At 62.9% G+C, this 24,804-nt stretch carries 21 protein-coding genes and 1 pseudogene; 6 read left to right on the top strand and 16 right to left on the bottom strand.

Annotated features, from left to right (window positions below; all coding sequences use genetic code 11):
• Nucleotides 1-165 precede the first annotated feature (165 nt).
• The 8 genes from JFV30_RS13305 to JFV30_RS13270 all read right to left on the bottom strand — a co-directional run bounded on the left by JFV30_RS13305 (nucleotide 166) and on the right by JFV30_RS13270 (nucleotide 8,088).
• On the bottom strand, nucleotides 166-936 hold the full coding sequence (locus JFV30_RS13305; RefSeq protein WP_201124220.1) for an SDR family NAD(P)-dependent oxidoreductase: 771 nt from the start codon (nucleotides 934-936) through the stop codon (nucleotides 166-168).
• 27 nt (nucleotides 937-963) lie between these two features.
• Nucleotides 964-2,022, bottom strand: coding sequence for an L-rhamnose/proton symporter RhaT (gene rhaT, locus JFV30_RS13300; RefSeq protein ID WP_169388561.1), 1,059 nt, complete (start codon nucleotides 2,020-2,022; stop codon nucleotides 964-966).
• Nucleotides 2,023-2,062: 40 nt separating this feature from the next.
• Nucleotides 2,063-2,383 (bottom strand): L-rhamnose mutarotase, encoded by a 321-nt coding sequence (gene rhaM, locus JFV30_RS13295; protein ID WP_201124218.1) that lies wholly within the window; start codon nucleotides 2,381-2,383, stop codon nucleotides 2,063-2,065.
• Nucleotides 2,359-3,264: an amidohydrolase family protein gene (locus tag JFV30_RS13290; RefSeq protein WP_201124216.1), complete on the bottom strand. Its 906-nt coding sequence runs from the start codon at nucleotides 3,262-3,264 to the stop codon at nucleotides 2,359-2,361. Before JFV30_RS13290 ends, rhaM begins: the two co-directional genes overlap by 25 nt.
• Before the next feature lie 72 nt (nucleotides 3,265-3,336).
• Nucleotides 3,337-4,770, bottom strand: a complete 1,434-nt coding sequence (aldA, locus tag JFV30_RS13285) for an aldehyde dehydrogenase (RefSeq protein ID WP_201124215.1) — start codon at nucleotides 4,768-4,770, stop codon at nucleotides 3,337-3,339.
• Between the two features lie 10 nt (nucleotides 4,771-4,780).
• Nucleotides 4,781-5,581 carry an HpcH/HpaI aldolase family protein gene (locus JFV30_RS13280; RefSeq protein WP_201124214.1) on the bottom strand — a complete coding sequence of 267 codons (801 nt, stop codon included), beginning with the start codon at nucleotides 5,579-5,581 and terminating at the stop codon, nucleotides 4,781-4,783.
• Nucleotides 5,582-5,592: 11 nt separating this feature from the next.
• Nucleotides 5,593-6,777: an L-rhamnonate dehydratase gene (rhmD, locus tag JFV30_RS13275; protein ID WP_201124213.1), complete on the bottom strand. Its 1,185-nt coding sequence runs from the start codon at nucleotides 6,775-6,777 to the stop codon at nucleotides 5,593-5,595.
• 15 nt (nucleotides 6,778-6,792) lie between these two features.
• A complete protein-coding gene (locus JFV30_RS13270) occupies nucleotides 6,793-8,088 on the bottom strand; it encodes an MFS transporter (protein ID WP_010171228.1) in 1,296 nt (431 codons plus the stop codon).
• A gap of 117 nt (nucleotides 8,089-8,205) precedes the next feature.
• Between JFV30_RS13270 and JFV30_RS13265 the strand changes: the two genes are divergently transcribed.
• The 3 genes and pseudogenes from JFV30_RS13265 (at nucleotide 8,206) to JFV30_RS13255 (ending at nucleotide 10,689) form a co-directional block, all read left to right on the top strand.
• Nucleotides 8,206-9,147 (top strand): LysR family transcriptional regulator, encoded by a 942-nt coding sequence (locus tag JFV30_RS13265; protein ID WP_010171225.1) that lies wholly within the window; start codon nucleotides 8,206-8,208, stop codon nucleotides 9,145-9,147.
• A 92-nt stretch (nucleotides 9,148-9,239) separates the two neighbouring features.
• Complete coding sequence (locus tag JFV30_RS13260; RefSeq protein WP_169388556.1) at nucleotides 9,240-9,758, top strand: sigma-70 family RNA polymerase sigma factor; 519 nt, start codon at nucleotides 9,240-9,242, stop codon at nucleotides 9,756-9,758.
• A pseudogene (locus JFV30_RS13255) lies at nucleotides 9,755-10,689 on the top strand (FecR domain-containing protein). Before JFV30_RS13260 ends, JFV30_RS13255 begins: the two are co-directional and overlap by 4 nt.
• A gap of 882 nt (nucleotides 10,690-11,571) precedes the next feature.
• On the opposite strand, the gene JFV30_RS13250 reads toward JFV30_RS13255, so the two are convergent.
• The 3 genes from JFV30_RS13250 to JFV30_RS13240 are packed head-to-tail and all read right to left on the bottom strand — an operon-like array spanning nucleotide 11,572 to nucleotide 14,103.
• On the bottom strand, nucleotides 11,572-12,285 hold the full coding sequence (locus tag JFV30_RS13250; RefSeq protein WP_201124212.1) for an ABC transporter ATP-binding protein: 714 nt from the start codon (nucleotides 12,283-12,285) through the stop codon (nucleotides 11,572-11,574).
• A gap of 2 nt (nucleotides 12,286-12,287) precedes the next feature.
• Entirely contained in the window at nucleotides 12,288-13,121 is an 834-nt protein-coding gene (locus tag JFV30_RS13245; RefSeq protein ID WP_010171216.1) for an ABC transporter permease, read from the bottom strand.
• Nucleotides 13,122-13,131: 10 nt separating this feature from the next.
• A complete protein-coding gene (locus JFV30_RS13240; protein WP_010171214.1) occupies nucleotides 13,132-14,103 on the bottom strand; it encodes an aliphatic sulfonate ABC transporter substrate-binding protein in 972 nt (323 codons plus the stop codon).
• 320 nt (nucleotides 14,104-14,423) lie between these two features.
• Between JFV30_RS13240 and JFV30_RS13235 the strand changes: the two genes are divergently transcribed.
• On the top strand, nucleotides 14,424-14,639 hold the full coding sequence (locus JFV30_RS13235) for a TOBE domain-containing protein (protein ID WP_003217010.1): 216 nt from the start codon (nucleotides 14,424-14,426) through the stop codon (nucleotides 14,637-14,639).
• A gap of 134 nt (nucleotides 14,640-14,773) precedes the next feature.
• Here JFV30_RS13235 and JFV30_RS13230 read toward each other — a convergent pair whose 3' ends face one another.
• The 5 genes from JFV30_RS13230 to JFV30_RS13210 all read right to left on the bottom strand — a co-directional run bounded on the left by JFV30_RS13230 (nucleotide 14,774) and on the right by JFV30_RS13210 (nucleotide 20,953).
• On the bottom strand, nucleotides 14,774-18,121 hold the full coding sequence (locus JFV30_RS13230; RefSeq protein WP_201124211.1) for a hypothetical protein: 3,348 nt from the start codon (nucleotides 18,119-18,121) through the stop codon (nucleotides 14,774-14,776).
• 94 nt (nucleotides 18,122-18,215) lie between these two features.
• Nucleotides 18,216-19,364 (bottom strand): MalY/PatB family protein, encoded by a 1,149-nt coding sequence (locus JFV30_RS13225; protein ID WP_201124210.1) that lies wholly within the window; start codon nucleotides 19,362-19,364, stop codon nucleotides 18,216-18,218.
• A 59-nt stretch (nucleotides 19,365-19,423) separates the two neighbouring features.
• Nucleotides 19,424-20,047 carry an FMN-dependent NADH-azoreductase gene (locus tag JFV30_RS13220; RefSeq protein ID WP_201124208.1) on the bottom strand — a complete coding sequence of 208 codons (624 nt, stop codon included), beginning with the start codon at nucleotides 20,045-20,047 and terminating at the stop codon, nucleotides 19,424-19,426.
• Nucleotides 20,044-20,484, bottom strand: coding sequence for a GNAT family N-acetyltransferase (locus JFV30_RS13215; RefSeq protein WP_010171206.1), 441 nt, complete (start codon nucleotides 20,482-20,484; stop codon nucleotides 20,044-20,046). Before JFV30_RS13215 ends, JFV30_RS13220 begins: the two co-directional genes overlap by 4 nt.
• Nucleotides 20,477-20,953, bottom strand: coding sequence for a carboxymuconolactone decarboxylase family protein (locus JFV30_RS13210; RefSeq protein ID WP_010171203.1), 477 nt, complete (start codon nucleotides 20,951-20,953; stop codon nucleotides 20,477-20,479). The genes JFV30_RS13215 and JFV30_RS13210 overlap by 8 nt, the downstream gene beginning before the upstream one ends.
• Before the next feature lie 135 nt (nucleotides 20,954-21,088).
• Here JFV30_RS13210 and pdxR point away from each other — a divergent pair, with 135 nt between their 5' ends.
• Together pdxR and JFV30_RS13200 are read left to right on the top strand one after the other, a co-directional pair.
• Complete coding sequence (gene pdxR / locus JFV30_RS13205; RefSeq protein ID WP_201124206.1) at nucleotides 21,089-22,462, top strand: MocR-like pyridoxine biosynthesis transcription factor PdxR; 1,374 nt, start codon at nucleotides 21,089-21,091, stop codon at nucleotides 22,460-22,462.
• Between the two features lie 81 nt (nucleotides 22,463-22,543).
• A complete protein-coding gene (locus JFV30_RS13200; protein WP_169388550.1) occupies nucleotides 22,544-24,799 on the top strand; it encodes an Orn/Lys/Arg family decarboxylase in 2,256 nt (751 codons plus the stop codon).
• Nucleotides 24,800-24,804 lie beyond the last annotated feature (5 nt).

Genomic DNA, 24,804 nt, shown 5'->3' with positions numbered 1-24,804 from the left:
CCCGCGGAGTAGTACCGGAGTGAGGGCACACCGAGCCTGAGCGAGGTGCCGAGTGGTGGGGCAAGAGCGTTTTGGTTACTTTTGCGCTGTTCAAAAGTGAGCCGCTGTAAGAGCGGAACCCATATCAGCCATCACCCAAAAAACGGATATGCCCCCCCAAAAAAGCTACTGCAAGTTGACAAACAACCCCCCGTCTACCAACAGCGAAGCCCCCGTCACATACCGCGCCATATCCGAAGCAAGAAACACAATGGGGCCAGCAACGTCGTCGGGCTCGCCCAACCGCCCCAGCGGTGTACGCGACGTCATGTACGCCAACTTCTCTTCATCCGCCAAATCCTCCTTGTTGATGTCGGTAGCAATCGTCCCCGGCAACACCGAATTACAGCGAATGCCATACGGCCCCAACGCAATCGCACAGGACTGCATCAACGAGTGCAGCCCGGCCTTGGTCGGCGTGTAATGCGTTTGCATCCCGCCACCCACCAGCGCGCTGATGGAACTGACGGCGATGATCGCGCCGCCCTTGCCCTGGTTTTTCATCTGGTTGGCCGCCGCCTGCACGGCGAAGTAGGCGCCGTTGAGGTTGGTGTTGACCGTCTTGAGGTACACCTCGCGCGGCATGTCGAGGAAGGAATGAAACGGGCAAATCCCGGCATTGTTGACGAACACATCCACACTGCCGAATGCCTTGAGCGCACCCGCCACCAGCTTGTCACCGGTGTCCGGGTCAGCGGCATCACCGCCCACTTCCACCGCCTGCCCACCAAACCCCTTGATCTCCTCGATCAACGAAAACGCCGCCTCAGTCCCCTGGCCACTGCCACTATGACCAATCACCACACGAGCCCCCTGGCGCGCGCACTCACGGGCAGCAGCGCGTCCGATACCCCGGGAAGCGCCAGTAATAATCACGGTTTTATCTGCAAGTAACATAAATGAACTCCTCGAAAACAAACGGCCTCAGCCGAGATAGTTGCCGTAACCGACCATGGCGATAGCGCCGAGAATCACCGCGATACCGGCAACCAATACGCTTTTATTGGTAGCGCTGGTGCCTTGCCATTCGCGGAAATACAGGCCCCAGCCGTTGGACACGATGATGATGAACGACATGTGCAGCACCCATGAACTGGCATCGTTCTGCAGGCGGCTTTCGCCCATGCCGTAGAAGAAAAACTGCAGGAACCACAGGGTTCCGGCGCACGCCACGAGCAGGTAATTGCTTAACAGCGGGGTGCTGCGGTCGGTGTAGTTGTGGAACGTGCGGTTGCGCCAGTTCAGCCACAGGCACCAGAGGCCGTTGGTGGTCAGGCCACCCCACATGATCACCATGAAGGTCACGTTGTTCTGGAACAGGCTGTTGGCGCCGTGCTCGACAGCCGCGGCAGCCAGCGGACGCCCGGCGGAAATGCCGTAGCTGAAGCACGCGCTCAGCACCCCGGAGATCACCGCTACCAGCATGCCCTTGGCCACCGAGAACTCGCTGATGCTGGCGAATTTCACCGCTTCCGGCACTTCCCGTTCCTTGATCAGCCCGGCCTTGCCGCACACGGCGATGCCCACCAGCGATACCGCCACGCCCCACAGCACCCAATGCCCGCCCTGGGAGGCGAGCATTGAGGTCAGGGTGCCTTCGGTGGCGTCGGTGAACAGGTCGCGGTACAGCGCCGGCATCAAGGCGCCAAGGGCCGAGGTCAGGCCCAGTACCAACGACATGCCCAGGGACAATCCGAGGTAGCGCATGGTCAGGCCGAACGTCAGCCCGCCAATGCCCCAGAGCACGCCGAACAGGTAGGTCCAGAGCAGGGTGCTGGTGTCGGCCTGGCGCAGGATGTCGGCCCAGCCGGGCACGGTCAGTTGCGCGGCAATCAGCGGCACGATCAGCCATGACACCAGGCCGCCGGTGATCCAGTAGCTTTCCCAGGCCCAGCCGCGGACTTTCTTGTAGGGGATGTAGAAGCTGCCGGAGGCGAAGCCGCCGATGAAGTGCAGGATCACACCGAAGAGAATGATTTCCACGTAGTCGAATCCTTTTTTATTGTTGTGGTACCGCGCTGATTCAGCCTGGAGTGAGGCTGAACATCGGGATCAAATCCACGCTGACGGGCGAGGCGTCCGGGTGGCTGGGCATGATGTCTTGCATGTAGTGCCACCAACGCTGCATCAGCGCGGTGCCAGGCAAGGTGTCGAGGCGGTGCTGGTCTTCGTGGGTCATCACGGCGAACAAGGCGTTGCTGGCCTCGTCGAGGTAGATCCGGTAGTCCACCACGCCGGCATCGCGCAGGGCCTGGGCCAGTTCCGGCCAGATCTCGTCATGGCGTCGACGGTACTCGGCGTGCTGCCCGGGGTTGAGGTTCATGCGAAAGGCTCGGGTCTGCATGACTGGCCTCCGTGGGGTGGCGTGGGGCTGTAGATCCGCACCGCGTTGTGCAGGAAAAACTTGCCCTGTACGTCCTCGGGTTTGCCCGCCAGGCAGGCTTTCACCAGGCCCAGGGTGGTGGCGAAATTGGCCAGGTGATCGCTGTTGGGCCAGTCGCTGCCAAAGAAGCAACGGTCTTCGCCAAAGGCTTCCCACAGCACCGCCAGGCGGTCGTTATAGAAGGCCGGGTCAAGGATCAGGCCCTGCGGGCCGACCTGGGGGATTTCCGCCAGTTTGGCAAACACATTGGGCCGCTCGGCGAGGCGCATCAGGTCGGCGTGGTACGCCGATGCTTCACCGGCCGGCACGCTGGCGTTGGGCAGGTGATCGACAATGATGCGCAGCTCGGGCAAGGCATCGCTCACGTGCAGCAGCCCTTTGATCAGGCGTGGGTTCGGGTTGGCGCTGTCCAGGCTGCGCCCGTATTCGGCGAGGCGGCGCAGGCCGTCGATAAAGCCGGGGCGCGTCTGGTCGTCGAGCAGATCGCGGTCCCACAGGTTGCCGTAGCGCAGGCCGAGGAACAGCGGTTCATGGGCCAGGGCTTCAAGGTCTGCTGCAAAGCCGTTGTGCAGCGGGTCGAGGTTGCCGACGAAACCCAGCAGGCGTGGGTCGCTGCGCAAGGTTTCCAGGAGCCAGCGGTTGTCGTCGCGCCACGGGCTGGCCTCCACGGCAATTGCACCGATCACGTTATGGTCGCCCGCCAGCGCCCAATAATCCGCCGGCAAATGCGCGGCATACAGCGCGTTACCGGGTTCGGGCCAGGGAATGCCCTGGGGGCGGCGCGGATCGAACAGGTGCAAGTGGCTGTCGATGATCGGGCCGTTGTAAGGGGTAAGAGGCATTGCGCAATCCTTGTCGGAAGAATTGATCGGGAAGGGCCTTCACGCTACCGCGCCAGGGCCCGTTGCACCACCTCAGCCCTGCAGGTACACCGCGTGGGTATGGGTGTACTCATACAGGCCGTGCTTGCCATCGGCGCCGCCGATCCCGGATTTGCGCACACCGGCATGGAAGCCTTGCATGGCTTCGAAGTTCTCGCGGTTGACGTAGGTTTCGCCGAACGACAATTCGCGCACCGCCTGCATCGCCTTGCCCAGGTCGCGGGTGTAGATCGACGACGTCAGGCCGTAGTCGCAGTCGTTGGCCAGGGCGATGGCCTCATCCAGGTCGTCGACAATCTGGATCGGCAGCACCGGCCCGAAGATCTCTTCGCGCATGATTTCCATGTCGGCGCGGCAACCGGCCAATACCGTGGGCTGGAAGTGAAAGCCCTGGCCCAGGTCGGCAATCTGCCCACCGGTGACCAGCGATGCACCCTGGCCCAGCGCGGTGCGCACCTTGCGATTGACGCTCTCCAGGCCCTGGCGGTTGATCAGCGGGCCCATCTCCACGTCGGCCTGGGCAATGGGGTCGCCGTAGCGGGTGGCAGCCATCGCGGCGCTGATGCGCTCGATAAACTGGTCCGCCACCTTGCGCTCCACGTACACCCGTTCGGCGCAGTTGCACACCTGGCCGCTGTTGATGATCCTTGAGTCGCGAATGGCGTTTACCGCGAGGTCCAGGTCGGCATTGGCGAGGACAATGGCGGGGGCCTTGCCGCCCAGTTCCAGATTGAGCTTGGTGATGTTCGGCGCGGCGGCGGCCATGATCCGCGAGCCGGTGGCGACGCTGCCGGTGAAGCTGATCATGTCCACGCCCTTGTGGGCGGTGAGGGCGCCACCGACGTGGCCATCGCCGCAGACCACGTTGAACACCCCGGCTGGCAGATCGGTTTCGGCCACCAGTCTGGCGAATTCAAAGCAGTTGTTGGGCGTCTCCTCGCTGGGCTTGATCACGATGGTGTTGCCAGTCAGCAACGCCGGGGCCATCTTGCGGGCGATCAGGAAGAACGGGAAATTCCACGGCAGGATGCCGGCCACCACGCCCAGCGGCTTGCGGAACAGAAAGATGTTTTCGTTGGGCCGGTCGCTGGTGATGATCTCGCCTTCGATGCGTCGCGCCCACTCGGCCATGTAGTCGAGGTAGTCGGCGGTGAAGTTGACTTCGACTTCCGCCAGGCCCGTGACCTTGCCTTGCTCCAGGGTAATGGTGCGTGCCAGGTGGGCGACGTTTTCCCGCAGCTTGGCGGCAATGCGGCGCAAGTGCCCGGCGCGTTCGATCGCGGGTTTGCGGGCCCAGTCTTTTTGCGCATGACGGGCAGCGGCCAGGGCCTGGTCGACGTCTTCAGCGGTGGACGCCGGGACCTTCGACAGCAGGGCGCCGGTGGCCGGGTTCAACACCTCCAGGTGGGCATCGCTGGGGGTAAAACGGCCGTTGATGAAGTTCTGGTAGACCGGTACGGATGACATGGGCAGCTCCTCAGTAAGTGCGTGACGGCGCCTGGGTGTCGGCGACGGGGCGGTAGCGGGCCAGTGTGGCCATGGCGCTCTGGCGCAACAGGCTGATGTCGATGGCCACTGCGATGAACTGGCAGCCCCAGGCTTGGTACCGTCGGGCGTCGTCTTCGTTGGGGGCGAGGATGCCGCAAGCCTTGCCGGCCGCCAGCGTGGCGTCGACCGCGTGCCGGATACGTTCCTGCACCTCGGGATGCCCGGGGTTGCCGGCGTGACCGAGGCCGATGGACAGGTCGGCCGGGCCGATAAATACCGCGTCCACACCCTCGACGGCCGCAATCGCCGCGACGTTTTCCACCCCGAGACGCGACTCCACCTGCACAATCAGGCACAGCTGTTCATGGGCGGTATTGAGGTAGTCGGCCACGCCGTCCCAGCGGGTAGCGCGGGTCAAGCCGCCGCCGACACCACGAATGCCGTGGGGCGGATAACGCATTGCACGCACCAGGGCCTGGGCCTGTTCGGCGGTTTCCACCATCGGGATCATCAGCGTCTGGGCGCCCACATCCAGCAGTTGCTTGATCAGGTTGGCGTCGCTGCTCACCGCGCGAACCACCGGCGCGGTGCCATAGGACGCCACGGCCTGGAGCTGGTTGAGCACGCTGGGCACGGTGTTGGGGGCGTGTTCGCCGTCAATCAGCATCCAGTCATAACCGGTGCTGGCGACGATTTCGGCGGCATAGGCCGTGGCGAAACCGGCCCAGATCCCGTATTGCGCGGCGTCTTTACGCAGCGCGGCCTTGAAAGCGTTGTGGGGCATGTTCATGGCAGGAGTCCTCAGCGGTTATACGGACGGTGCAGTTGGCAATCGGGGTTGAGGTCCACGCCAAACCCTGGCTTGTCGAGCACCGACAGGCGCATGCGGCCATTCACCGGCACTGGCTCGCCGAGCAATTGCGGGTGAAACATCGGCACCACTTCGTCGGCCTTGGGCGCCATCATCAGGAACTCGGCGAACGGGCTGTTATGGCGGGTGGCGACAAAGTGGTAGCTGTAGACCGACGAGCCGTGGGGCACCACCAACGTGTTGTGAGCGTCGGCCAGGGCGGAGATTTTCACCAGTTCGGTGAGGCCGCCGCACCAGCCCACATCCGGCTGGATAATGTCGCAGCAGCCCATCTCCAGCAGCATGCGAAAGCCCCAGCGGGTGGCTTCGTGTTCGCCGGTGGTGACCAGCATGCCCTTGGGCACGTTGTTGCGCAGGGCGGCATAGCCCCAGTAGTCGTCAGGCGACAGCGCTTCCTCGATCCACTTCAAGCCAAATTCGTGGGCGCCGGTTGCCAGTCTGGTGGCGTAGTTCAGGTCCAGGCTCATCCAGCAATCGAGCATCAGCCAGAAGTCCGGGCCGACCCGTTCGCGCATGGTCGCCAGCTCCTCGAGGTTTTTGCGCAGGCCTTCTTCGCCCTCCGACGGGCTGTGGTGCAGGGGCATCTTGCCGCCGATAAAGCCCATCTTCTGCGCCAGGTCCGGGCGGGCGCCGGTGGCGTAGAACTGCAACTCGTCCCGCACCGCGCCGCCGAGCAACTGGTGCACCGGCTCCTGGCGGATCTTGCCGAGCAGGTCCCACAGCGCCAGGTCCACACCGGAGATCGTGTTGATCACCAGGCCCTTGCGTCCGTAGTACAGGGTGGACTGGTACATCTGGTCCCAGATTTTCTCGATATCGGTGACACGGGCGCCTTCCAGGAAGCGCGCCAGGTGCTTCTCGACGATGTAGGCGGCGGGCTCGCCACCGGTGGTCACGGCAAACCCGACCGTACCGTCGCTGGCCTCGATTTCCACCACGAGCGTGCCGAGTACGTTGATCCCGAAACTGCGGCGGCTCTGGCGGTACTCGGGGTATTTGCTCATGGGGGTGCTGATGTGATCGTCGATCCAGTGGCCGTCTGCCTGGTCGTGGTAATCCGCGCCGCCGCCGCGCAGCACAAAGGCGCGTACGTGCTTGATAGTGATGTTGCCCATGGTGTGACTCCTTGATTAAACAGTGGCCGGCGTGTTCGTCGCTTTTTGGCCTGGCGAATGGATACCGAGTACCAGCAAGGCGGCGAGCACGGTGGTGGCGGACAGCAGGTAGAGGCCGGCCGCAGGGGAGTGGAAGGCGGTTTCTGCCCAGTTCTTCAGCACCGGGGCGATAAACCCGCCGAGGGCGCCGAAGGAGTTGATCAACGCGATGCCGGCGGCCGCGGCGCTGCCCGCCAGATAGCTGGAGGGGAAAGTCCAGAACACCGGTTGCACAGCGATAAATCCCGAGGCGGCGAAACACAGGGCGAGCATGCCCAGCAGCGGGTTGGCGAAGGTCACGGAGCAGGCAATCCCGGCGGCGGCCATCAACAGGGTCAGGGACGCGGTTTTGCGGCGCTCGCCGGTACGGTCGGAATAGCCGGGAATCCACCAGGCGGCGAACAGCGCGCACACCCACGGAATGGCCGAGACCAGGCCCACCATCAAGCCGACCCTGGTGCCCAAAAGGCCGCTGACCTGAGTGGGCAAGTAGAACACCACGCCGTAGACGCTGGCCTGGATCAGCAGGTACACCAGGCACAGGTACAGCACGCTGGGCTGGCACAGCACATTCAGCAGGCTGCGCCCGTGGGTGGTTTTGTGTTGGTCTTCGCGGTCCAGCAGGTCCTGGATCTGGCGTTGCTCTGCCACGGTCAGCCATTTGGCATCGGCGGGGCGGTTGTCCAGGTACCAATAGGCCCAGATGCCGACCGCCGTGGCCATCAGGCCTTCCACGGCGAACAGCCATTGCCAGCCGTGCAGCCCGGAGAACCCGTCCAGCTCCAGCAACAGGCCCGACAGCGGGCTGCCGAAGATGAAGGCCAGGGGCGCGCCAAAGTAGAAGAACCCCATGGCCTTGCCGCGTACCGCAGACGGGAACCAGTAGGTGAGGTAGAGAATGACACCGGGGAAAAACCCGGCTTCGGCCACGCCCAGCAGGAAGCGCAACACGTAGAAGCTGGTTTCGTTATGGGCAAACATCATGGCGGCGGACACCAGGCCCCAACTGACCATGATCCGGCACATCCACAGGCGGGCGCCGACGCGATGCATGATCAGGTTGCTCGGCACTTCCAGCAGCGCATAGCCGACAAAAAACACCCCGGCGCCAAAGGCGAAAGCGGCATCACTAAGGCCGGTGTCGGCCTGGAAGGCTTGCTTGGCGAACCCGACGTTGGCGCGGTCGAGGAAGGCCATGATGTACATCAACAGCAGGAAGGGCAGCAGCCGCCAGGAAATCTTGGCGAGCAGAGACGCAGGCAGGGTCTTCATGGGTCAGTCCGGTTGTTTTGTTCTTATGGGAAGGACTGTACGGCGCTCGATCTATGCGCTACAAATCGAATCTCGCTTACAATTGATAACCTCAGGGTATCGATAACAAGGAAAACAATGAGTAGTCCCGCGATCTCCCGCAGCCTGTTCAACCGCCTGCGCTACAAGCATCTGCATATGCTGGTGGCCTTGAGTTCCAGCCAGAACCTGCACCGCGCGTCCCAGAGCCTGAACATGTCGCAACCGGCGGCGACGCGCATGTTGCGGGAGATCGAGGACATGTTCGCCTGCGACCTGTTCGAGCGCCTGCCCCGGGGCATGCGCCCCACGGCGCTGGGCAAGGAGCTGATCCGCTTTGCCGAATCCGCCCTCAGCGGCCTCGATCGCTGCGCCGAGGAATTGAGGGTGCGCCAGCAGGGCGGCTACGGGTATTTGTCGATCGGCACGATCATGGGCGCGGCGCCGGACCTGGTGATGGACTCGATTGCGCAGATCAAGTCGCTCAACCCGCAGATGCGCATTCGCATCATGGGCGACACCAGCGACCAGGTGATCCAGTTGCTGGAACAGGGTCGCATCGACCTGGCCATCGCCCGGCGCAATGCCGCCACCGACAGCGAGCATTACAGTTTCGAGCCCCTGGGTAATGAACGCATGCTGGTGGTGGTGCACGCCGGCCATCCCCTGGCGCAGCGCGAACACTTGCCGTTGGCGGAGCTGGTCAGCGACTGGCCGTGGATCCTGCAACCGCAAACCAGCCCGGCGCGTATCGGGTTTGACGAGGCGCTGCAACACCTGGCCTTGCCGCAGCCGGCGGACATCATCGAGTGCAGTTCGGTGTATTCCATGCAACAACTGATTCAACTCACCGACGCAATCATGGTGCTGTCGGAAAGCGCCCTGCGGGATTACCTGAAAATGGGCCTGGTGGTGGCCTTGCCGGTGGTGCTGGAGGTGCAGCTGGCGCCGTTCGGGATGCTGTTGCGCAAGGGCGACCCGGTGAGCCGCGAGCTGGGGCTGTTTATCGACATGCTCCGACAGAAAGCCGCGATGCTTTAAACGCTGCGTGTAAAAGAACGTGGTATGCCGGCGGGATATTAAATAGAATGAATCTCATTTGAGATTAACTCGCGCCGCGCAGGTTACTTGCCATGAATGATGCTGTATTGCCGACGCACCTGGCTGAAGCGAGTCTTCACACCTTGTACCGCGACCACCGCAGCTGGCTGGAAAGCTGGCTGCGGCGGCGCCTGGGCAATGCCTGGGATGCGGCCGACCTGAGCCAGGACACGTTCCTGCGGGTGCTGGCCAGCGCCCAGCCGATTGCACAATTGCAGGAGCCCCGGGCTTACCTGGTGACCGTGGGCAAGCGCTTGCTGGTCAACTTTCACCAGCGGCGCAGCCTGGAGCAGGCGTATCTCAACGCGCTGATGCACTTGCCGCAAGACTGCGTGCCGTCCCCGGAGCAGCGCTGGTTGCTGCTGGAAACCCTGCAAGCCCTGGATGAACTGCTCGACGGTTTGCCACCGGTGGTGCGTCGCGCGTTTCTGTGGAGCCAACTGGAAGGCCTGGGCTACCGGGAGATAGCCGAGCGGCTCAAGGTCTCCGAGCGTACGGTCAAGCGCTACATGGCCCAGGCCTATGAGCATTGCCTGCTGGTGGACCTGTGAGCCGCAGCGCGCCGGATCTCGCCCGTGCGGCGGCGCAGTGGCTGGCGTTGCTGGAGTCTGGCAGTGCCACCGAGCGTGATCACGCCAGCCTGCAACAGTGGCGCGACAGTCATCCCCAGCATGAACAGATCTGGCAAAAAGCCCAACTGTTGCGCCAGCGATTTACCGAGTTGCCACCGGCATTGGCCATGGCCAGCCTTGATCGCCCGCAACCGGGACGGCGCGCGGTGCTCAAGCGTGCGTTGGGCGTGGCCGCGCTGGTGCCGGCTGCGTGGTTGCTCAGCCGACAATTGCCGATCGATGCATGGCGCGCCGATTTGCATACTGCCACTGGCGAACGCAAGCGGGTGTCGCTGGCGGACGGCAGTAGTCTGCAACTGAACACCGCGAGTGCGGTGGATGTGGACGTGGCCCAGCGCCGTGTGACGCTGGTGGAAGGCGAGATGGCGTTGACGGTGCCGGGGGCTGGTGCACTGACGGTGCAGACGCGTTATGGCCAGGTGATTGTCAGCCAGGCTGAGGTGTGTGTGCGGCAGCTGTCTTCCGGGTGCCTGGTGTCGGTCTTGAAGGGCGCGGTGCAGGTGCAGGACCTGCGGGGGCAAGTGGCGACGTTGCAAGGTGGGCAACAGGCGCGTTTGCAGGCGTCCGGTATGGGCGCAGCCGTGGTGTTTGATGCGCTGCAACTGGGTTGGCGCGAGGGTGTGTTGACCGCGCAGAACCAGCTGTTGGGCGATTTTTGCGGGAGTTGGAGCGGTATCGGCCGGGGGTGATGCGTTGGGACTCGAGCCTTGAAGCGCTGCGGGTGACCGGGAGTTTTCAGTTGGCCGATACTGATCGCATTCTTGCGTTGCTGGCGTCGACGATGCCGCTGGAGGTGCAGTCGCGTACGCGGTATTGGGTGACGCTGACGGCGCGTAAAACGGCTGCCTGATGACATATCCGTTATTTAGGTAACGGCCGCTTATGGTTTCGCTCTTACAGCGACTCACTTTGGAAAAGCCGGAATGCCGGCCCAGCCCAAAGTAAGCAAAGGGCTCTGCCCCGCCTGTCGGCACCTCGCCTAGGCTCGGTGTTCCCTCACTCCGGCGCTGCTCCGCGGGCCGCCGCGATGGGCCATCCTTGGCCCAGCGCGGCTAAACCGGCGTCCTGCCGGTTTACCCGCTCCGCACCACCTGCGTTCGGCCTCGGGCTTATTGGGGCAGTCAGAGCCAGATCAAAATCAAAAGCAAGAGCACAGCGGCCTACAGGCCGGCTTGAGTGGTAGAAGCCAGAGCAAAAGCCAAAGCGAACACGAAATCTGAAACTGATGCAGCTCTGCTTTTCTGTGGGAGCTGGCTTGCCTGCGATGCAGACACCTCGGTTTTTCAGGTACACCCAGTTGATGCCATCGCAGGCAAGCCAGCTCCCACATTTGACCGTGCCCCCTGTAGATTTTGATCTTGATGTTGCCTTTGCTTCACACCACTCAAGCCGGCCTGTAGGCCGCTGTGCTCTTGATCTGCTTTTGATCTTGATCTTAGGCGCCCCGTTAAACCACGCTGGCCGAACGCAGGTAGTACGGAGCGGGTAAACCGGCAGGACGCCGGTTTAGCCGCGACGGGGCAGGGACGCCCCGTCGCGGCGGCCCGCGGAGTAGTACCGGAGAGAGGGCACACCGAGCCTGGGCGAGGTGCCGAGTGGTGGGGCAAGAGCGTTTTGCTTACTTTTGCGCTGTTCAAAAGTGAGCCGCTGTAAGAGCGGAACCCATATCAGCCATCACCCAAATACCGGATATACACCCCAGCCTGACTTACCCCCCCCCAACACGTGCGTTTCAGATCACATGCGCCCGCTGCAACTCGGTCAACGCCAGTGCCTTGAGGCGCGCCAACAGCGGATCCCGCCGGTCCCGCGGATGCTCCAGCTCCACCGCCAGTTCCTGGCGAATACTGCTGGGCCGGTTATCCATCACCAGTACCCGGTCACTCAGGTACAGCGCCTCGTCCACATCGTGGGTCACCAGCAACAGGGCGATCCCGTGATGCTCAGCCAATTGCAGCAGCAAGTCCTGCAGCTTCATGCGGGTAAACGCATCCACCGCGCTGAACGGCTCGTCCAGCAGCAACACCTGCGGCCGCGAATACAGCCCGCGAGCAATCGCTACCCGTTGCGCCATGCCGCCCGACAACGCCTTGGGCAACGCCTGGGCAAAGCCGGTAAGCCCCACCTCGTCAATCAACTGCGCGACCCAGGCTTTGTCATAGCCGTTGTCATCGCTGAAGCCGATGTTTTGCTCCACCGTCAGCCAGGGCATCAGGCGCGGCTCCTGGAACACAAACGCGACCTCGCCACCGCCCTGTAACAGCTCACCCTGGTAGTCCTTTTCCAGCCCGGCAACGATCCGCAGCAAGGTGCTTTTGCCGCAGCCGCTGGGCCCCAGCAAACTCACCGCCTCCCGCGGTTGCAGGGCCAGGTGGACGTTGGTCAGCACCGTGGTGGCGCCGAAATTTTTACGCTCGACACGAATGTCCAGTAGCGCTTCGCTCATGCTCAATTCTCCGGGCCTTGGCCGTTGAAGGTGTCGCGCCAGGCCAGGCAGCGTTTCTCCAGGGCGGCCAGCAGGCCGTCGCTGATCTTGCCCAACAGGGCCAATACAATGATCGCCGCCAGCACAATGTCGGGCCGTGAGGTTTCCCGGCCATCGCTGAGCAGGTAACCCAGGCCCTTGGTCGCGGCGATCAACTCGGCCGCCACCAGGAACATCCAGGCCAGGCTCAAACCGCTGCGCAAACCGGTGAACAAGCCGGGCAGGGCGGCGGGCAACAGGATGCGGCGCACCAGGCGCGTACGGCTGAAGCCATACATCTGCCCGACTTCCACCAGCTTGCGGTCGATGTCGCGAATCGCCGCGACGCCATTGAGGTACACCGGGAAGAACGCGCCGATGGCAATCAGCACGATCTTCGAGGTCTCATCAATGCCCAGCCACAGCAGCAACAGCGGCACCCACGCCAGGCTCGGGATCGAGCGCAGGCCGGCGAAGGTCGGTTCCAGGTACGCCTCGGCCTCGCGGCTCAAGCCGACCCAGGCGGCAAACACCAGGGCCAGGCTGGCGCCGATGGCGAATCCCAGCAGTACCCGCAACAGGCTGGCGCTGATGTGTTTCCACAACGCGCCTTCGGCGAGGTCGGTGAGGGTCACCGCGATCTCGCTGGGGGCCGGCATCTGGTAGGACGGCAGCCAGCCGATACGCACCACCACTTCAAGGATCACCAGGATCAACACCGGCAACGCCAGGCCCTTGAGCCGGCGTGGCCAGGCGCTGCGCTGGACAGTGATCGTGGGCGTCCGTGGGACCGGCAGGGCTTCGCTTTTGCTGCTCATGACGCTCCCCTTATGGACGAGGCAAGGCCTGGCCGAAGCTTGGGTCAATCAACTGGTCGATCACCTGATCCACATTCACACCACGGCGCACCAGTTCTTCCGATACCAGGATCGGCGCAGCAGCCTTGGAGGACACCACGTCCTGAGCGGTGAGCAATGGGCTGCTCAGGTCGGTGCGGGACAATTGCAGCTTGGCCACTTCCAGCGGCAGGCCGGATTCGTCCGCCAGCAGCTTGGCAAATTCATCCGGGTGCTGGACCGCCCAGTTGCGGGCTTTTTCATAGGCGCCGAGCACTTTGGCGATGGTCTGCGGATGCTCCTTGGCGTACGTCTCGGTGACGCTGACCACGCCGTAGCTGTTGAAGTCCTTGTTGCGGTACAGCAGGCGCGAACCGGCCTGGATTTCACTGGCGGCCATGTGCGGGTCAAGACCGGCCCAGGCGTCGACATCACCTTTCTCCAGGGCGGTACGGCCGTCCGGATGTTGCAGGTGCACCAGTTCTACGTCGTCCTTGGCCAAGCCGGCTTTCTGCAGGCTGCGCAGGGTGAACAGGTACGGGTCGGTGCCTTTGGTGGCGGCAATTTTCTTGCCCTTGAGGTCGCTCACGCTCTTGAAGGTTGAATCCTTGCGCACCACCAGTGCGGTCCACTCGGCGCGGCTGTACACATACACCGACTTGATCGGGCTGCCGTTGGCCCGGCTCAACACCGCCGACAGGCTGGCGGACGAAGCGAAATCGACACCGCCGCTGTTGAGGTATTCCAGGGAACGGTTGCTGCCCTGGCTCAGCACCCAGCCGACCTTGGTTTTTGGCAGTGCTTCTTCGAGCCAGCCGAAGTGCTTGAGCACCAGGCTCACCGGCGAGTAATAGGCATAGTCCAGGTTGACTTGCGCAGGGTCGGTTTCCGCGGCATGGGCCAGGGGTTGCAGGCTGAGGGCGAGGGCGCAGGCGCCCAGAAGGGTTTTGGCGAAGGGTTTCATGGAACAGCTCCGGGCAAGGCGGGAAAGAGAAGGCTTTTCTTATATTCAGAAAATTCATATGGCATGTTCCATCATGCGTTATGGGAATATGCAGTCTCTGTGCCAGCAGTCGCGGGGCCGTTTCTATTGGGGTTGGGGGCAGGGGCGTTGTGATGGGAGAGGGCACTTTGTTGAATCACTGTTGGCTGCGCAACAGCTTGCATATGTCTTTATAGAATAAATAAAGAGTTATTTATTCCTTTTGTTGTTTTCACGAATAGGGCACTTTGAGTGCCTGCGCATTCGTGCGGATTGACCCAACAGACCAAAGGAAAGCCGACATGACCATTAAAGCGATCAACGTGCGCAACCAGTTCAAAGGCGTGATCAAGGAAATCCTGATCGGCGAAGTGGTGTCCGAGATCGACGTGCAAACCGCGTCGGGGATCGTGACGTCGGTGATTACCACGCGCTCGGTGCGCGACCTGGAATTGAAAGTGGGCAGTGAAGTGATTGCCTTTGTGAAATCGACCGAAGTTTCGATCGCTAAGCTGTGACTGCAATCCAGTTGTGAACCCAATCCAAATGTGGGAGCTGGCTTGCCTGCGATGACGGAGTGTCAGTCGACCTATTTGTCGGCTGATACACCGCTATCGCAGGCAAGCCAGCTCCCACACTGATTTGTGTAGATTTAGTTGAGCCGAGGGCCGCCTCCAGACGGCCGGGACCCGGGCTTCTCACCCGAAGCATCCGGCAGTTCCTTGGGCTTTTCACTCGGGTCCTTGTAGTCCTTGTGCAAATCCCCATCCAGCCGGTTGCTCGACGAGCCGCCGCTTTGCGGTGTCGCGTCAAAGTGCTCCCACTCCGATTGCTGGAAGCGGAACAGGCTGTCATCGGTCGGCGTGTCGCGGCCGTGGTAGTGGTGGATTTCGTAGTGGGCGTATTCGACCTTGTCCGCCCAGTTGTCCTGCAATAAACCGTCGCCCGCCAGGTCGCGGTACCAGTCGTTTTCCTTCTCGGTGGCCTTCTGTTTTTTGTTGTGGTCGACGAAGTAGCCGATGATCCCGCCCACCACCGCCAACACCACGCCCACCAGGAACAAAGGGCCGGTCAGCGCTGCCGCCGTGCCTGCGCCAAACAGCGCTGCTGCACCCAATACGCCGGCCGATGCGCCGAACGCACCGCCCGCCACCTGCAAGCCACCCGCCGCCTGAGCCAACGGGTCTTTGCTGTCCACGCCGCTCTTGATCGCCAGGGCGCCGAGTACGATGTCGGCAAAACCACCGGCGATATCCGTGGCCGGGCCCAGCACCTTGATCACTGAACCTGCGATCTTCGCCGACTGGGAAGCGCCGAGCTTGGCCGCACCCGCTGCCGCAAGGCCATCATCCAGGTGGGTGGCGAGACCTTCGGTGGCTTCGGTCACGGCTTTATCGCCTTCGCCAAACAGTTTGGCGACGCCGTCGTACTGGCTGTCGGGAACCGCGTCCAGGGCCGCGGCAATTTCCTTGCTGACCTTTGAGTCAATCTCCGTGGGCTTGCTGAAGTCGATGACTTTGCCGGCCGCACCTTCCTTGCCCCAGATTTCCGGCAGGGTCTTGTCCAGGCCGAGGAAGTCCACCAGGCCGCCCTTGCCCAGGGCTTCGCCGATCTTGTCGCCGAGCTTGACGAAGTGGCTCGCGCCGCCGGCAAAACTCAGGAAGTCCTTGGCGATGGTCATACGCTGGGCCGGGGTTTCGCCGAGCTTGCCGCCTTTGCCCACCAGTTGGTAAATCCCTGAAAACAGGCTGACGCCGGCGCCCATGGAGCCGAGGATGCCTTTGCTGTTGAGGGTGTTGAACACCTCGCCGAGCATGCCGCGATCCGCCACCGGGATATACGGTTTGCTCAGGGCGGTTTTCACGTCGGCTTCGCTGATGGTGCCGCTGTTCTTGTAGACATCGCCGAGTTCTTCCAGGGCCTTGGTCACGGCCGAGGATTTCTCCTTGCCCTCCAGGCCTTCGTTGAGGAATTTCTCCAGCACTTCCTGGCTGCGTCGCGGCAAGTCCAGCAGGTTGCCCTTGAGCACGCCCTTGAGCAGGCCGAACAGGTCCTTGGTGGCCAGTTCCTTGTTCTCGTCGGAGATCTTGCTCGGGTCCGACAGGATCTCATTGAGGTCGGTGGTGAGGCCATCGGCCTGGATATTCTGCGCGGCCTTGGTGGCGGCTTCCGGGTCGAACAGCGACAGCGAGGTGAGGGTGTTGCTCAGGTCCTGTTGGGCTTCGTGGCTCTTGCCCTGTTTTTGCAGGTCCTTGAGGTAGAGCACGTAGTCGGGGTTGTTGGTCAGGTCGAGGAGCTTCTGCTTGATCTCGTCCTTGTTGGGCAGGTGACTGATGGCGTCGTCCATCTTGGTCTTGTAGTCGGCCTGCACGGTCGGGTCTTTGAACAGTTCGCCGATCTGCTCCTGCACCGCCTTGCCGTCGATGATGTCGTGCATGTCGGCGGAAGTGAGTTCGGTCTGCTTGTCATCGAACTCGCGCCAGGTGGTGTTGAACGGGCGCTTGGATTCTTCGTAGCCGGTAATACCGTGGCCGTTCTGGTAGGCCGCCTGGGCTTCCAGGGCCCGGACCAGTTTGGCCCGCGGGTCGTCCTTGGGAATCGAGCCGTCCTTGACCCCGGCACGGTAGGTGTCGATCAGTTCGGTGGTGGCCAGTTCGCTGACGCTTTGGGTCGGCGATTTATCGTCGTCCTTGTCGGCGTGCACGCCGGTGTCGAGGTTGAGCACGTCCAGTTCGTCGTTGCTCGGCAGGTTGTACTTGGCGCGGGTTTCGTCGACGGTGCCGGCGCTCCAGGCTTCCCACTTGGCGACCACTTCGTCGTAAAGCTGCGGGCTGAGTTCCTTGGAAACGATGACCTTGCCTTCACTGGTTTCATAGCGGATCAGGCCGTCCCCCAGTTCATCGGGGGAGCCGAAAGTGATCTCGGTGTTTTTTAGGAAATCATTCGGCCCCGCCAGCTTGTAGCCGGCGTCTTCACTGGAGTGGATCTTGCTCCAGGTGTCCTGGGCGGTGGCCACGCTCTTGAACAGTTCCGGGCTGACGTCGGCCGACACCACGACTTTGGTGCCGTCGTGGGTTTCATAAGTCAGTACATTGCCTTGCTGGCCTTCGATCCAGCCGAAGCCCTTGTAGTCATTCAGTTCCGGCGGTTGGGTGTTGGCGTCCGCCAGGGTGGAACCGTCGTTGAGTGCGGACTCCACGGCGGCCTTTTTGTCCGGGTGGGTGTAGACCTCGTGCAGGCCCGCCAGGTAATCGAACAGCTTGGGGTTGTCGTCCCGGGCCACGACCATTTTCTGGCCGTTGCTTTCGAAGCGGATCAGGCCGGGACCGACTTCATCCTCGGGGCCGACGGTGGTGCCGGCGTAGGGCGGCCACACTTCGTTGTCGCTGGCACGCTTGTAGCCGGCGTCTTCGCTGCTGGCCAGGCCGGTGAAGCTTTCATAGGCTTCCTTGGCTTTCTGGAACGCTTCGGGGTTGTCGCGCTGGCTGATGACGAACTTGTTGCCGTCCTGGGTTTCGTAGCGGATCACACCCGGGCCGGTTTCGTCCGGTGGGCCTAGGGATTTGTAGTCGCCGAGCTTTTCCGGGGCCGTGGCGTCGCCGCCCAGGCGCTGGTAGCCGGCGGCTTCGCTGGCGTTGACGCCGGAGAGCGCCTTGAAGTCGGCGCTGACTTGCTTGAACAGGTCGGGGCTGTCCTTTTCGCTGACGATGACTTTCTTGCCGTCCTGGGTTTCATAACGAATCAGGCCGGGGCCGACTTCGTCCGCCGGGCCGATGGCCTTGTAGTCGCCCAGGGTGGTGGGCGGTGCGGCGTCCTTGGCGGCCAGCTCATAGCCTTGTTCCTTGCTGGCAGCGAGCCCTTGCGCGGTTTTGTCGCCGGCCTCGACCTTCTTGTTGTTGGCGCTGTTCTTGAGCAGCACATGGAACGCCGCGCCGGACTTGGGCGGTGTGAGGGGAAGGGCCTTGGGGTCGGTCGAGCGGTTGAGCGGCTGGGTCGTCATGCCATGGAACTCCTGCTGTTACCGGTGGGACGAATCGGCAAAAACAGTAACAGCAGGGGTTCGGTGGTCGTTGCGAAAAGTTGTGAATTGCGCCTTAACGGTGACGCAGGCTGCGTTCCATACGGGCAATGCCTTCTTCCAGCATCGCCCGTGGGCAGCCGAAGTTCAGGCGCACGAACTGCTGGCTGTCATCGCCGAATTCAATCCCGGCGCTCAAGCCGACCTTGGCCTGTTCCAGAAAGAACTGTTGCGGGTCATCCAGGCCCAGGGCGCTGCAATCCAGCCAGGCCAGATAGGTGCCTTGGGGCGCATGCATCACCACGCCGGGCAGGCGGGTTTGCACGGCGTTCAGCAGGTAGTCGCGGTTGGCTTGCAGGTAGGCCACCAGTGCTTCCAGCCAGTCGCCGCAGTCGCTATAGGCTGCACGGGTGGCTTCCAGGCCCAGGGGGCTGACGCTGTCGACCATGCCGCAACGGGCGTGGTTGAAACGCTCGCGAATCTCCGGGTTCTGGATCACCGCAAAGCAGGTCTTCAGCCCGGCGACGTTATACGCCTTGCTCGCCGACATCAGGGTAATAGTGCGCTGGGCGATCTCGGGGCTGAGGCTGGCGGTGGGAATATGCCGGCGGCCGTCAAAGCACAGCTCGGCGTGGATTTCATCGGAGACGATCAGCGCGCCCTGGTCGAGGCAGGCGGTGGCCACGGCCAGCAGTTCTTCGCGAGGGAAAACCTTGCCCATCGGGTTGTGCGGGTTGCTCAACAGCAGCGCACCGGCGCCGGTGAGGGCTTCACGCATGGCCGGCAACGGCGTGAGGTACTCGCCCTCGGCGCTCAGTTCAAACGGCACTTCGATTTTTGGCAGGTTCCAGTGGCCCGGCGCCAGGCGGATCGGGCGATAGTTGGGGGTTTGCAGCACCACCGGTTGGCCGGGCTGCACGAACGCATGCAGCGCCATGTTGAAACCCGGCTCGACCCCCGGCAGGAACAGCAGCTCATCCGGCTGCACGCGCCAGGCGTACTTGGCCCACAGGTCGGCGACGATCGCCTCGCGCACGCCATCGCAGGCCACGCTGTAGCCGAGGATTTGCTGGCCAAGGCGCTCGTGCAGCGCCTGAAGCACGGCCGGTGGCGCGGCGATGTCCATGTCGGCAATCCACATCGGCAGAACGTCTTGCGGGTAACGACTCCACTTGGTACTGCCGGTGCCGAGGCGGGAGTGGATCGTGTCGAAATTAAAGCTCATGGGTGGCTCAAGTCAGGGAGGCGGGCGAGGAAATGGCGCTGATTCTAGCGCCATTAATTTTACGCGCCAGCGCTGATTGTCGCGTGGCCTCCCGTCTGCCGGTCAAACGCCCCGGACAACTGTTCATGGGCCTGTGCCAAGCTGCGCTGGACGGCCGCTTCGCCCCGGACCATGGCGCCCAGATAGACGAAGCGCACGGTGTGAATACCCACGGTTGCGAGGATCGCCTGCAGGTACGGGCTCAGGAAGTCCGGCTCGCGGCTTTTTCGCGAGTTTCCGGAACTCACCAATACAAAAGTGCGCCGGTCCTTGAGCAGGCCGACTTTTTCAAACTGCGGGCTGACCGTGAAGCTGCGATGGATACGCACCACATGATCGATCCAGCACTTGAGCGCCGCCGGCAGGGTGAAGTTGTGCACCGGGGTGCAGATAATCAACAGGTCGCAGGCCTCCAGCTCGACGATCAGCTGTTCGGAGCGCTCCGTTGCCGGGCCACTGAGGCCGCCGGGCGTGGTCAGGGCGCTGGCGTATTCCCGGGTCAGCGGCGGCAGCGCCTGACCGCCGTAGTCACGCTCGGTCACCTGGGCCTCTGGCGCCTGTTCACGGAGCAGGGCGCGAGCCAGGCGGAAGGTCTGGGCGGCCTTGCCATGGGGGCTGAAGCTCAGCAGCAGGGCGCGGCTCATTGGCTGAGGTCCTGGGAAAAGTGCATCCCCCGCGGCAGCAGGCCCTGACGAAAGTAGAAGCGCTGGGCCAGGGCCATGTGCATGCCCGTGTCCAGCACCAGGTAGCGATAACCCAGGCTGCGGGTTTGCTGGCGTACCTGGTCCAGCAGTTGCTCACCCAGGCGCCGGCGTTGCAGAGAAGCGTCTACCACCAGGTCATCGACGTAGATGAAGCGGCCATACAGCAGGTTTTCGGTCAGGCGATAACCGGCCAGGCCCAGCACCTGGCCGTTTTCCCGGGCGGCCAGCAGGCGGTAGCCGTTGTCCCGCTGGCGCTGGATTTGCCGGGTAAAGGCTTGCGGGTCGCTGAGCATGGGCCGCAGTTGCTGCATGACGGCAAAGCAGGCCTGGCAGTCGGCGTCGGTTTCGATGTGCACGAACTCCACGTGATCATTCATGGTGGCCGTGCTCCAGGTGGGCTTTCACCGCTGCGGGTACTTTTCGAAAGCTGATGGCGACGCGGTTCAGGGCGTTCATCAGGGCGATGGCCAGGGTCAGGTCGGCGATTTCCTTGGCACTGAAGACCGCGGTGGCCTCGGCATAGTCCGCGTCCGGCACCTCGGTTTGCGCGACCCGGGTGACTGACTCGGCCCAGGCCAGGGCTGCGGATTCGCGGGCGGTGAACAGCGGCGAGGCTTCGCGCCAGGCGGCCAGCAGCATCAGTTTTTCCAGGCTCACGCCCTGTTTGAGCAGGTCGCGGGAATGGGAGTCGAGGCAATAGGCGCAGCCGTTGAGTTGCGAGACCCGCAGGTACACCAGGTCAATCAATTCCTTCTCCAGGCCGCAACCGTGGATATAGCTGTGCACCGAGCCAAGGGCTTTGTAGCCGACGGGCGCCGCCTGGGCGTAGTCGAGACGGTGTTGCATGGGGTGGCTCCTGACTGTCGTGAAGTGATGCCGCCAGTCTGGCGGCCGGGTCGCCGGCTCAATAGGGCCAAGAATGGACAAGCGGGTTGGGACAAGATCAGACTTCAGGGCTGATTGACTGTGAGCCGGATAACGATGTCGTCACTGCCCAAATACCAGGAGATTTACCGGCGCTTTCGCCAGGCCATCGACCAGGGCCAACTGCGCCCCGGCGAACGGGTGCCGTCGGTGCGCAGCCTGGCCCAGGAACTGAAGGTGGCCCGGGGCACCGTGGAGACGGCCTATCAGTTGCTGGTCAGCGAAGGCTTCTTCCTCGCGCGCGGCCAAGCGGGCACGGTGGTGGCCGAGGCACTGCCGCAGCGGTCGATCAAGACGCTGCCGGTGGCATCCGAACCCGTGGCACCGGCATCCAACCCGCGCCTGCTGCAACTGGGCTTGCCGGCGCTCGACAGTTTCCCGCGCAAGTTGTGGGCGCGGCTGGTCACCCGCCAGGTGCGGCGTATCGACGTGAACAGCCTGGCCATGGGCGACGTGCGTGGTGCCCGTTCGCTGCGTGTGGCGATTGCGCAATACCTGGCGCTGTATCGGGGCGTGGAGTGTTCGCCGGAGCAAGTGTTTGTGTGCGCCGGTTATTCGGCGTGCCTCGCGCTGGTGTGTGATGCGCTGCAGATGGCCGGCCAGGACTGCTGGTTCGAAGACCCGGGCTACCTGCATGCGCGGCAGTTATTACTCCACTTGGGCGTGAAGTTGGTAGCGGTGCCGGTGGACCGTGACGGGCTTGATGTGGAGGCGGGCGTACGGCGCGCTCCAAAGGCGCGGCTGGCGATTGTCACCCCGGCCCACCAAAGTCCGCTGGGGGTGGCCCTCAGTGCCTCCCGGCGGCTCGGTTTGCTCGATTGGGCGCAAGCCCATGGCGGCTGGGTGGTGGAAGATGACTACGACAGCGAGTTTCGCTACAAGGGCCAACCCCTGGCGGCGCTCAAGAGCCAGGACACCGCCGACCGGGTGATCTACTCGGGCAGCTTCAGCAAGATGCTGTTCCCGGGGTTGCGCCTGGGCTATCTGGTGGTGCCTCAGGCGTTGCGCCCGGCCTTTGAGGCCAGCGCCGGCGTCCTGCAAAACCGCAGCGCTGAATTGCTGCAAGCCACCACGGCCGACTTTCTTGAACAAGGCCATTTCACCCGGCACCTGAAAAAAATGCGCCAGCTCTACACCGTGCGGCGCGGTTTCCTGGTGGAAGCGTTGGCCAGTCATTGCGGGGAGTTTTTGCAGGTGGATGAGCAGTCGGGCGGGATCAACTTGTTGGTGCGGCTGCGGGTGGACGTTCCTGATCAGGCGATCGCGGCGGCCGCCGCTCGTGCGGGGCTGGGAATTCAGGCCGTGTCTGGCTGGAGCATCGAGCCCGGTCGCCAGCAAGGCCTGTTGATGGGCTTCACCAACCTGGCAACTCGCCAGCAGGCCATGGACGCGGCGTTGGTGTTGCGCGAGGTCATCGACGGCGCTTTATGAAGACCGGTTGAACATCTTCATTCGCCACATCGGCCCCAAGCTTCTACCCTGAAGGCATAGCCCTCAGGACGCCAAGCGCTCATGTACAAAGACCTGAAGTTCCCGGTTCTGATCGTACACCGCGACATCAAGGCCGACACCGTTGCCGGCGACCGCGTCCGGGGCATCGCCCGGGAGCTGGAACAGGAGGGCTTCAGTATCTTTTCGGCGGTGGACTACGCCGAGGGCCGCCTGGTGGCTTCCACCCATCACGGCCTGGCCTGCATGCTGATTGCCGCCGAAGGGGCCGGGGAAAATACCCACCTGATGCAAAACATGGTGGAGCTGATCCGCCTGGCGCGGGTACGGGCTCCGAACCTGCCGATCTTCGCCCTCGGTGAGCAAGTCACCCTGGAAAACGCCCCGGCCGACGCCATGAGCGAGCTCAACCAGCTGCGGGGCATTCTTTACCTGTTTGAAGACACCGTGCCGTTTCTCGCCCGGCAAGTGGCCCGGGCGGCGCGGGCTTACCTGGATGGCCTGTTGCCGCCATTCTTCAAGGCGTTGGTGCAGCACACGGCGGACTCCAATTACTCCTGGCACACCCCTGGCCACGGCGGTGGCGTGGCCTATCGCAAGAGCCCGGTGGGGCAGGCGTTTCATCAGTTCTTCGGGGAAAACACCCTGCGTTCGGACTTGTCCGTGTCGGTGCCGGAACTCGGCTCGCTGCTGGACCACACCGGGCCGCTGGCCGAGGCCGAAGCCCGGGCGGCACGTAACTTTGGCGCCGATCACACTTACTTCGTGATCAATGGTACGTCCACCGCCAACAAGATCGTCTGGCACTCCATGGTGGGCCGTGATGACCTGGTGCTGGTGGACCGCAACTGCCACAAGTCGGTGCTGCATTCGATCATCATGACCGGTGCGATCCCGCTGTACCTGTGCCCGGAGCGCAATGAACTGGGGATCATCGGGCCGATTCCCCTGAGCGAGTTCAGCCCGGACTCAATCCGCGCCAAGATCGACGCCAGCCCGCTGACCCGTGGCCGGCCGGCCAAGGTCAAGCTGGCGGTCGTCACCAACTCCACCTACGACGGCCTGTGCTACAACGCCGAGCTGATCAAGCAGCAACTGGGCAACAGCGTCGAGGTGCTGCACTTTGACGAAGCCTGGTACGCCTACGCGGCGTTTCACGAGTTCTTCGCCGGTCGCTACGGCATGGGCACCTCGCGCACGCCCGACAGCCCGCTGGTGTTCACTACCCATTCCACCCACAAGCTGCTGGCGGCATTCAGCCAGGCGTCGATGATCCATGTGCAGGATGGTGGGGTGCGCAAGCTGGACCGTGACCGCTTCAACGAAGCCTTCATGATGCATATTTCCACCTCGCCGCAGTACAGCATCATCGCCTCCCTGGACGTGGCGTCGGCCATGATGGAAGGCCCGGCGGGGCGTTCGTTGCTGCAAGAAATGTTTGATGAAGCCCTGAGCTTTCGTCGCGCCCTGGCCAACCTGCGCCAGCACATTGCCGCCGAAGACTGGTGGTTTTCCATCTGGCAGCCGCCACTGGTGGCGGGCATCGACCGGGTGGTGACGGCGGACTGGCTGCTGCAACCCGAGGCGGAGTGGCATGGCTTTGGCGATATCGCCGAAGACTACGTGTTGCTGGACCCGATAAAAGTCACCCTGGTGATGCCCGGCCTGAACGCCGGAGGGGCGCTGAGCGAGTGCGGAATCCCGGCGGCGGTGGTCAGTAAATTCCTCTGGGAACGTGGGCTGGTGGTGGAAAAGACCGGGCTGTATTCGTTCCTCGTGCTGTTTTCCATGGGTATCACCAAAGGCAAGTGGAGTACCCTGCTCACCGAATTACTGGAATTCAAGCGCAGTTATGACGCCAACGTGAGCCTCGCCAGCTGCTTGCCCTCGGTGTTTGCGCAGGGGCCGGCGCGGTATCAGGGCCTGGGCTTGAAGGATCTGTGCGATCAGTTGCACGGCTGCTACCGCAGTAATGCCACGGCCAAGCACCTGAAGCGGATGTACACCGTATTACCGGAAATCGCCATGAAACCGGCCGATGCCTACGACCTGCTGGTCAAGGGCGAAGTCGAGGCGGTGTCCATCGACGCTTTGCCAGGACGCGTTGCAGCGGTCATGCTGGTGCCTTATCCGCCGGGCATTCCATTGATCATGCCGGGGGAGCGTTTTACCGAATCGACTCGCTCGATCATTGATTACCTGGCATTTGCCAGGACGTTCGATAGCAGTTTCCCCGGCTTTGTCGCGGATGTGCATGGACTGCAACACGAAGACGACGGCACTGGTCGTTGTTACACCGTCGACTGCATCAAGGGTTAAGAATG

Source organism: Pseudomonas sp. TH32 (assembly GCF_016650855.1).
Taxonomy (GTDB): domain Bacteria; phylum Pseudomonadota; class Gammaproteobacteria; order Pseudomonadales; family Pseudomonadaceae; genus Aquipseudomonas.
Note: the sequence above shows the minus strand (reverse complement) of the source record. Positions and strands in the feature narration are given on the sequence as shown.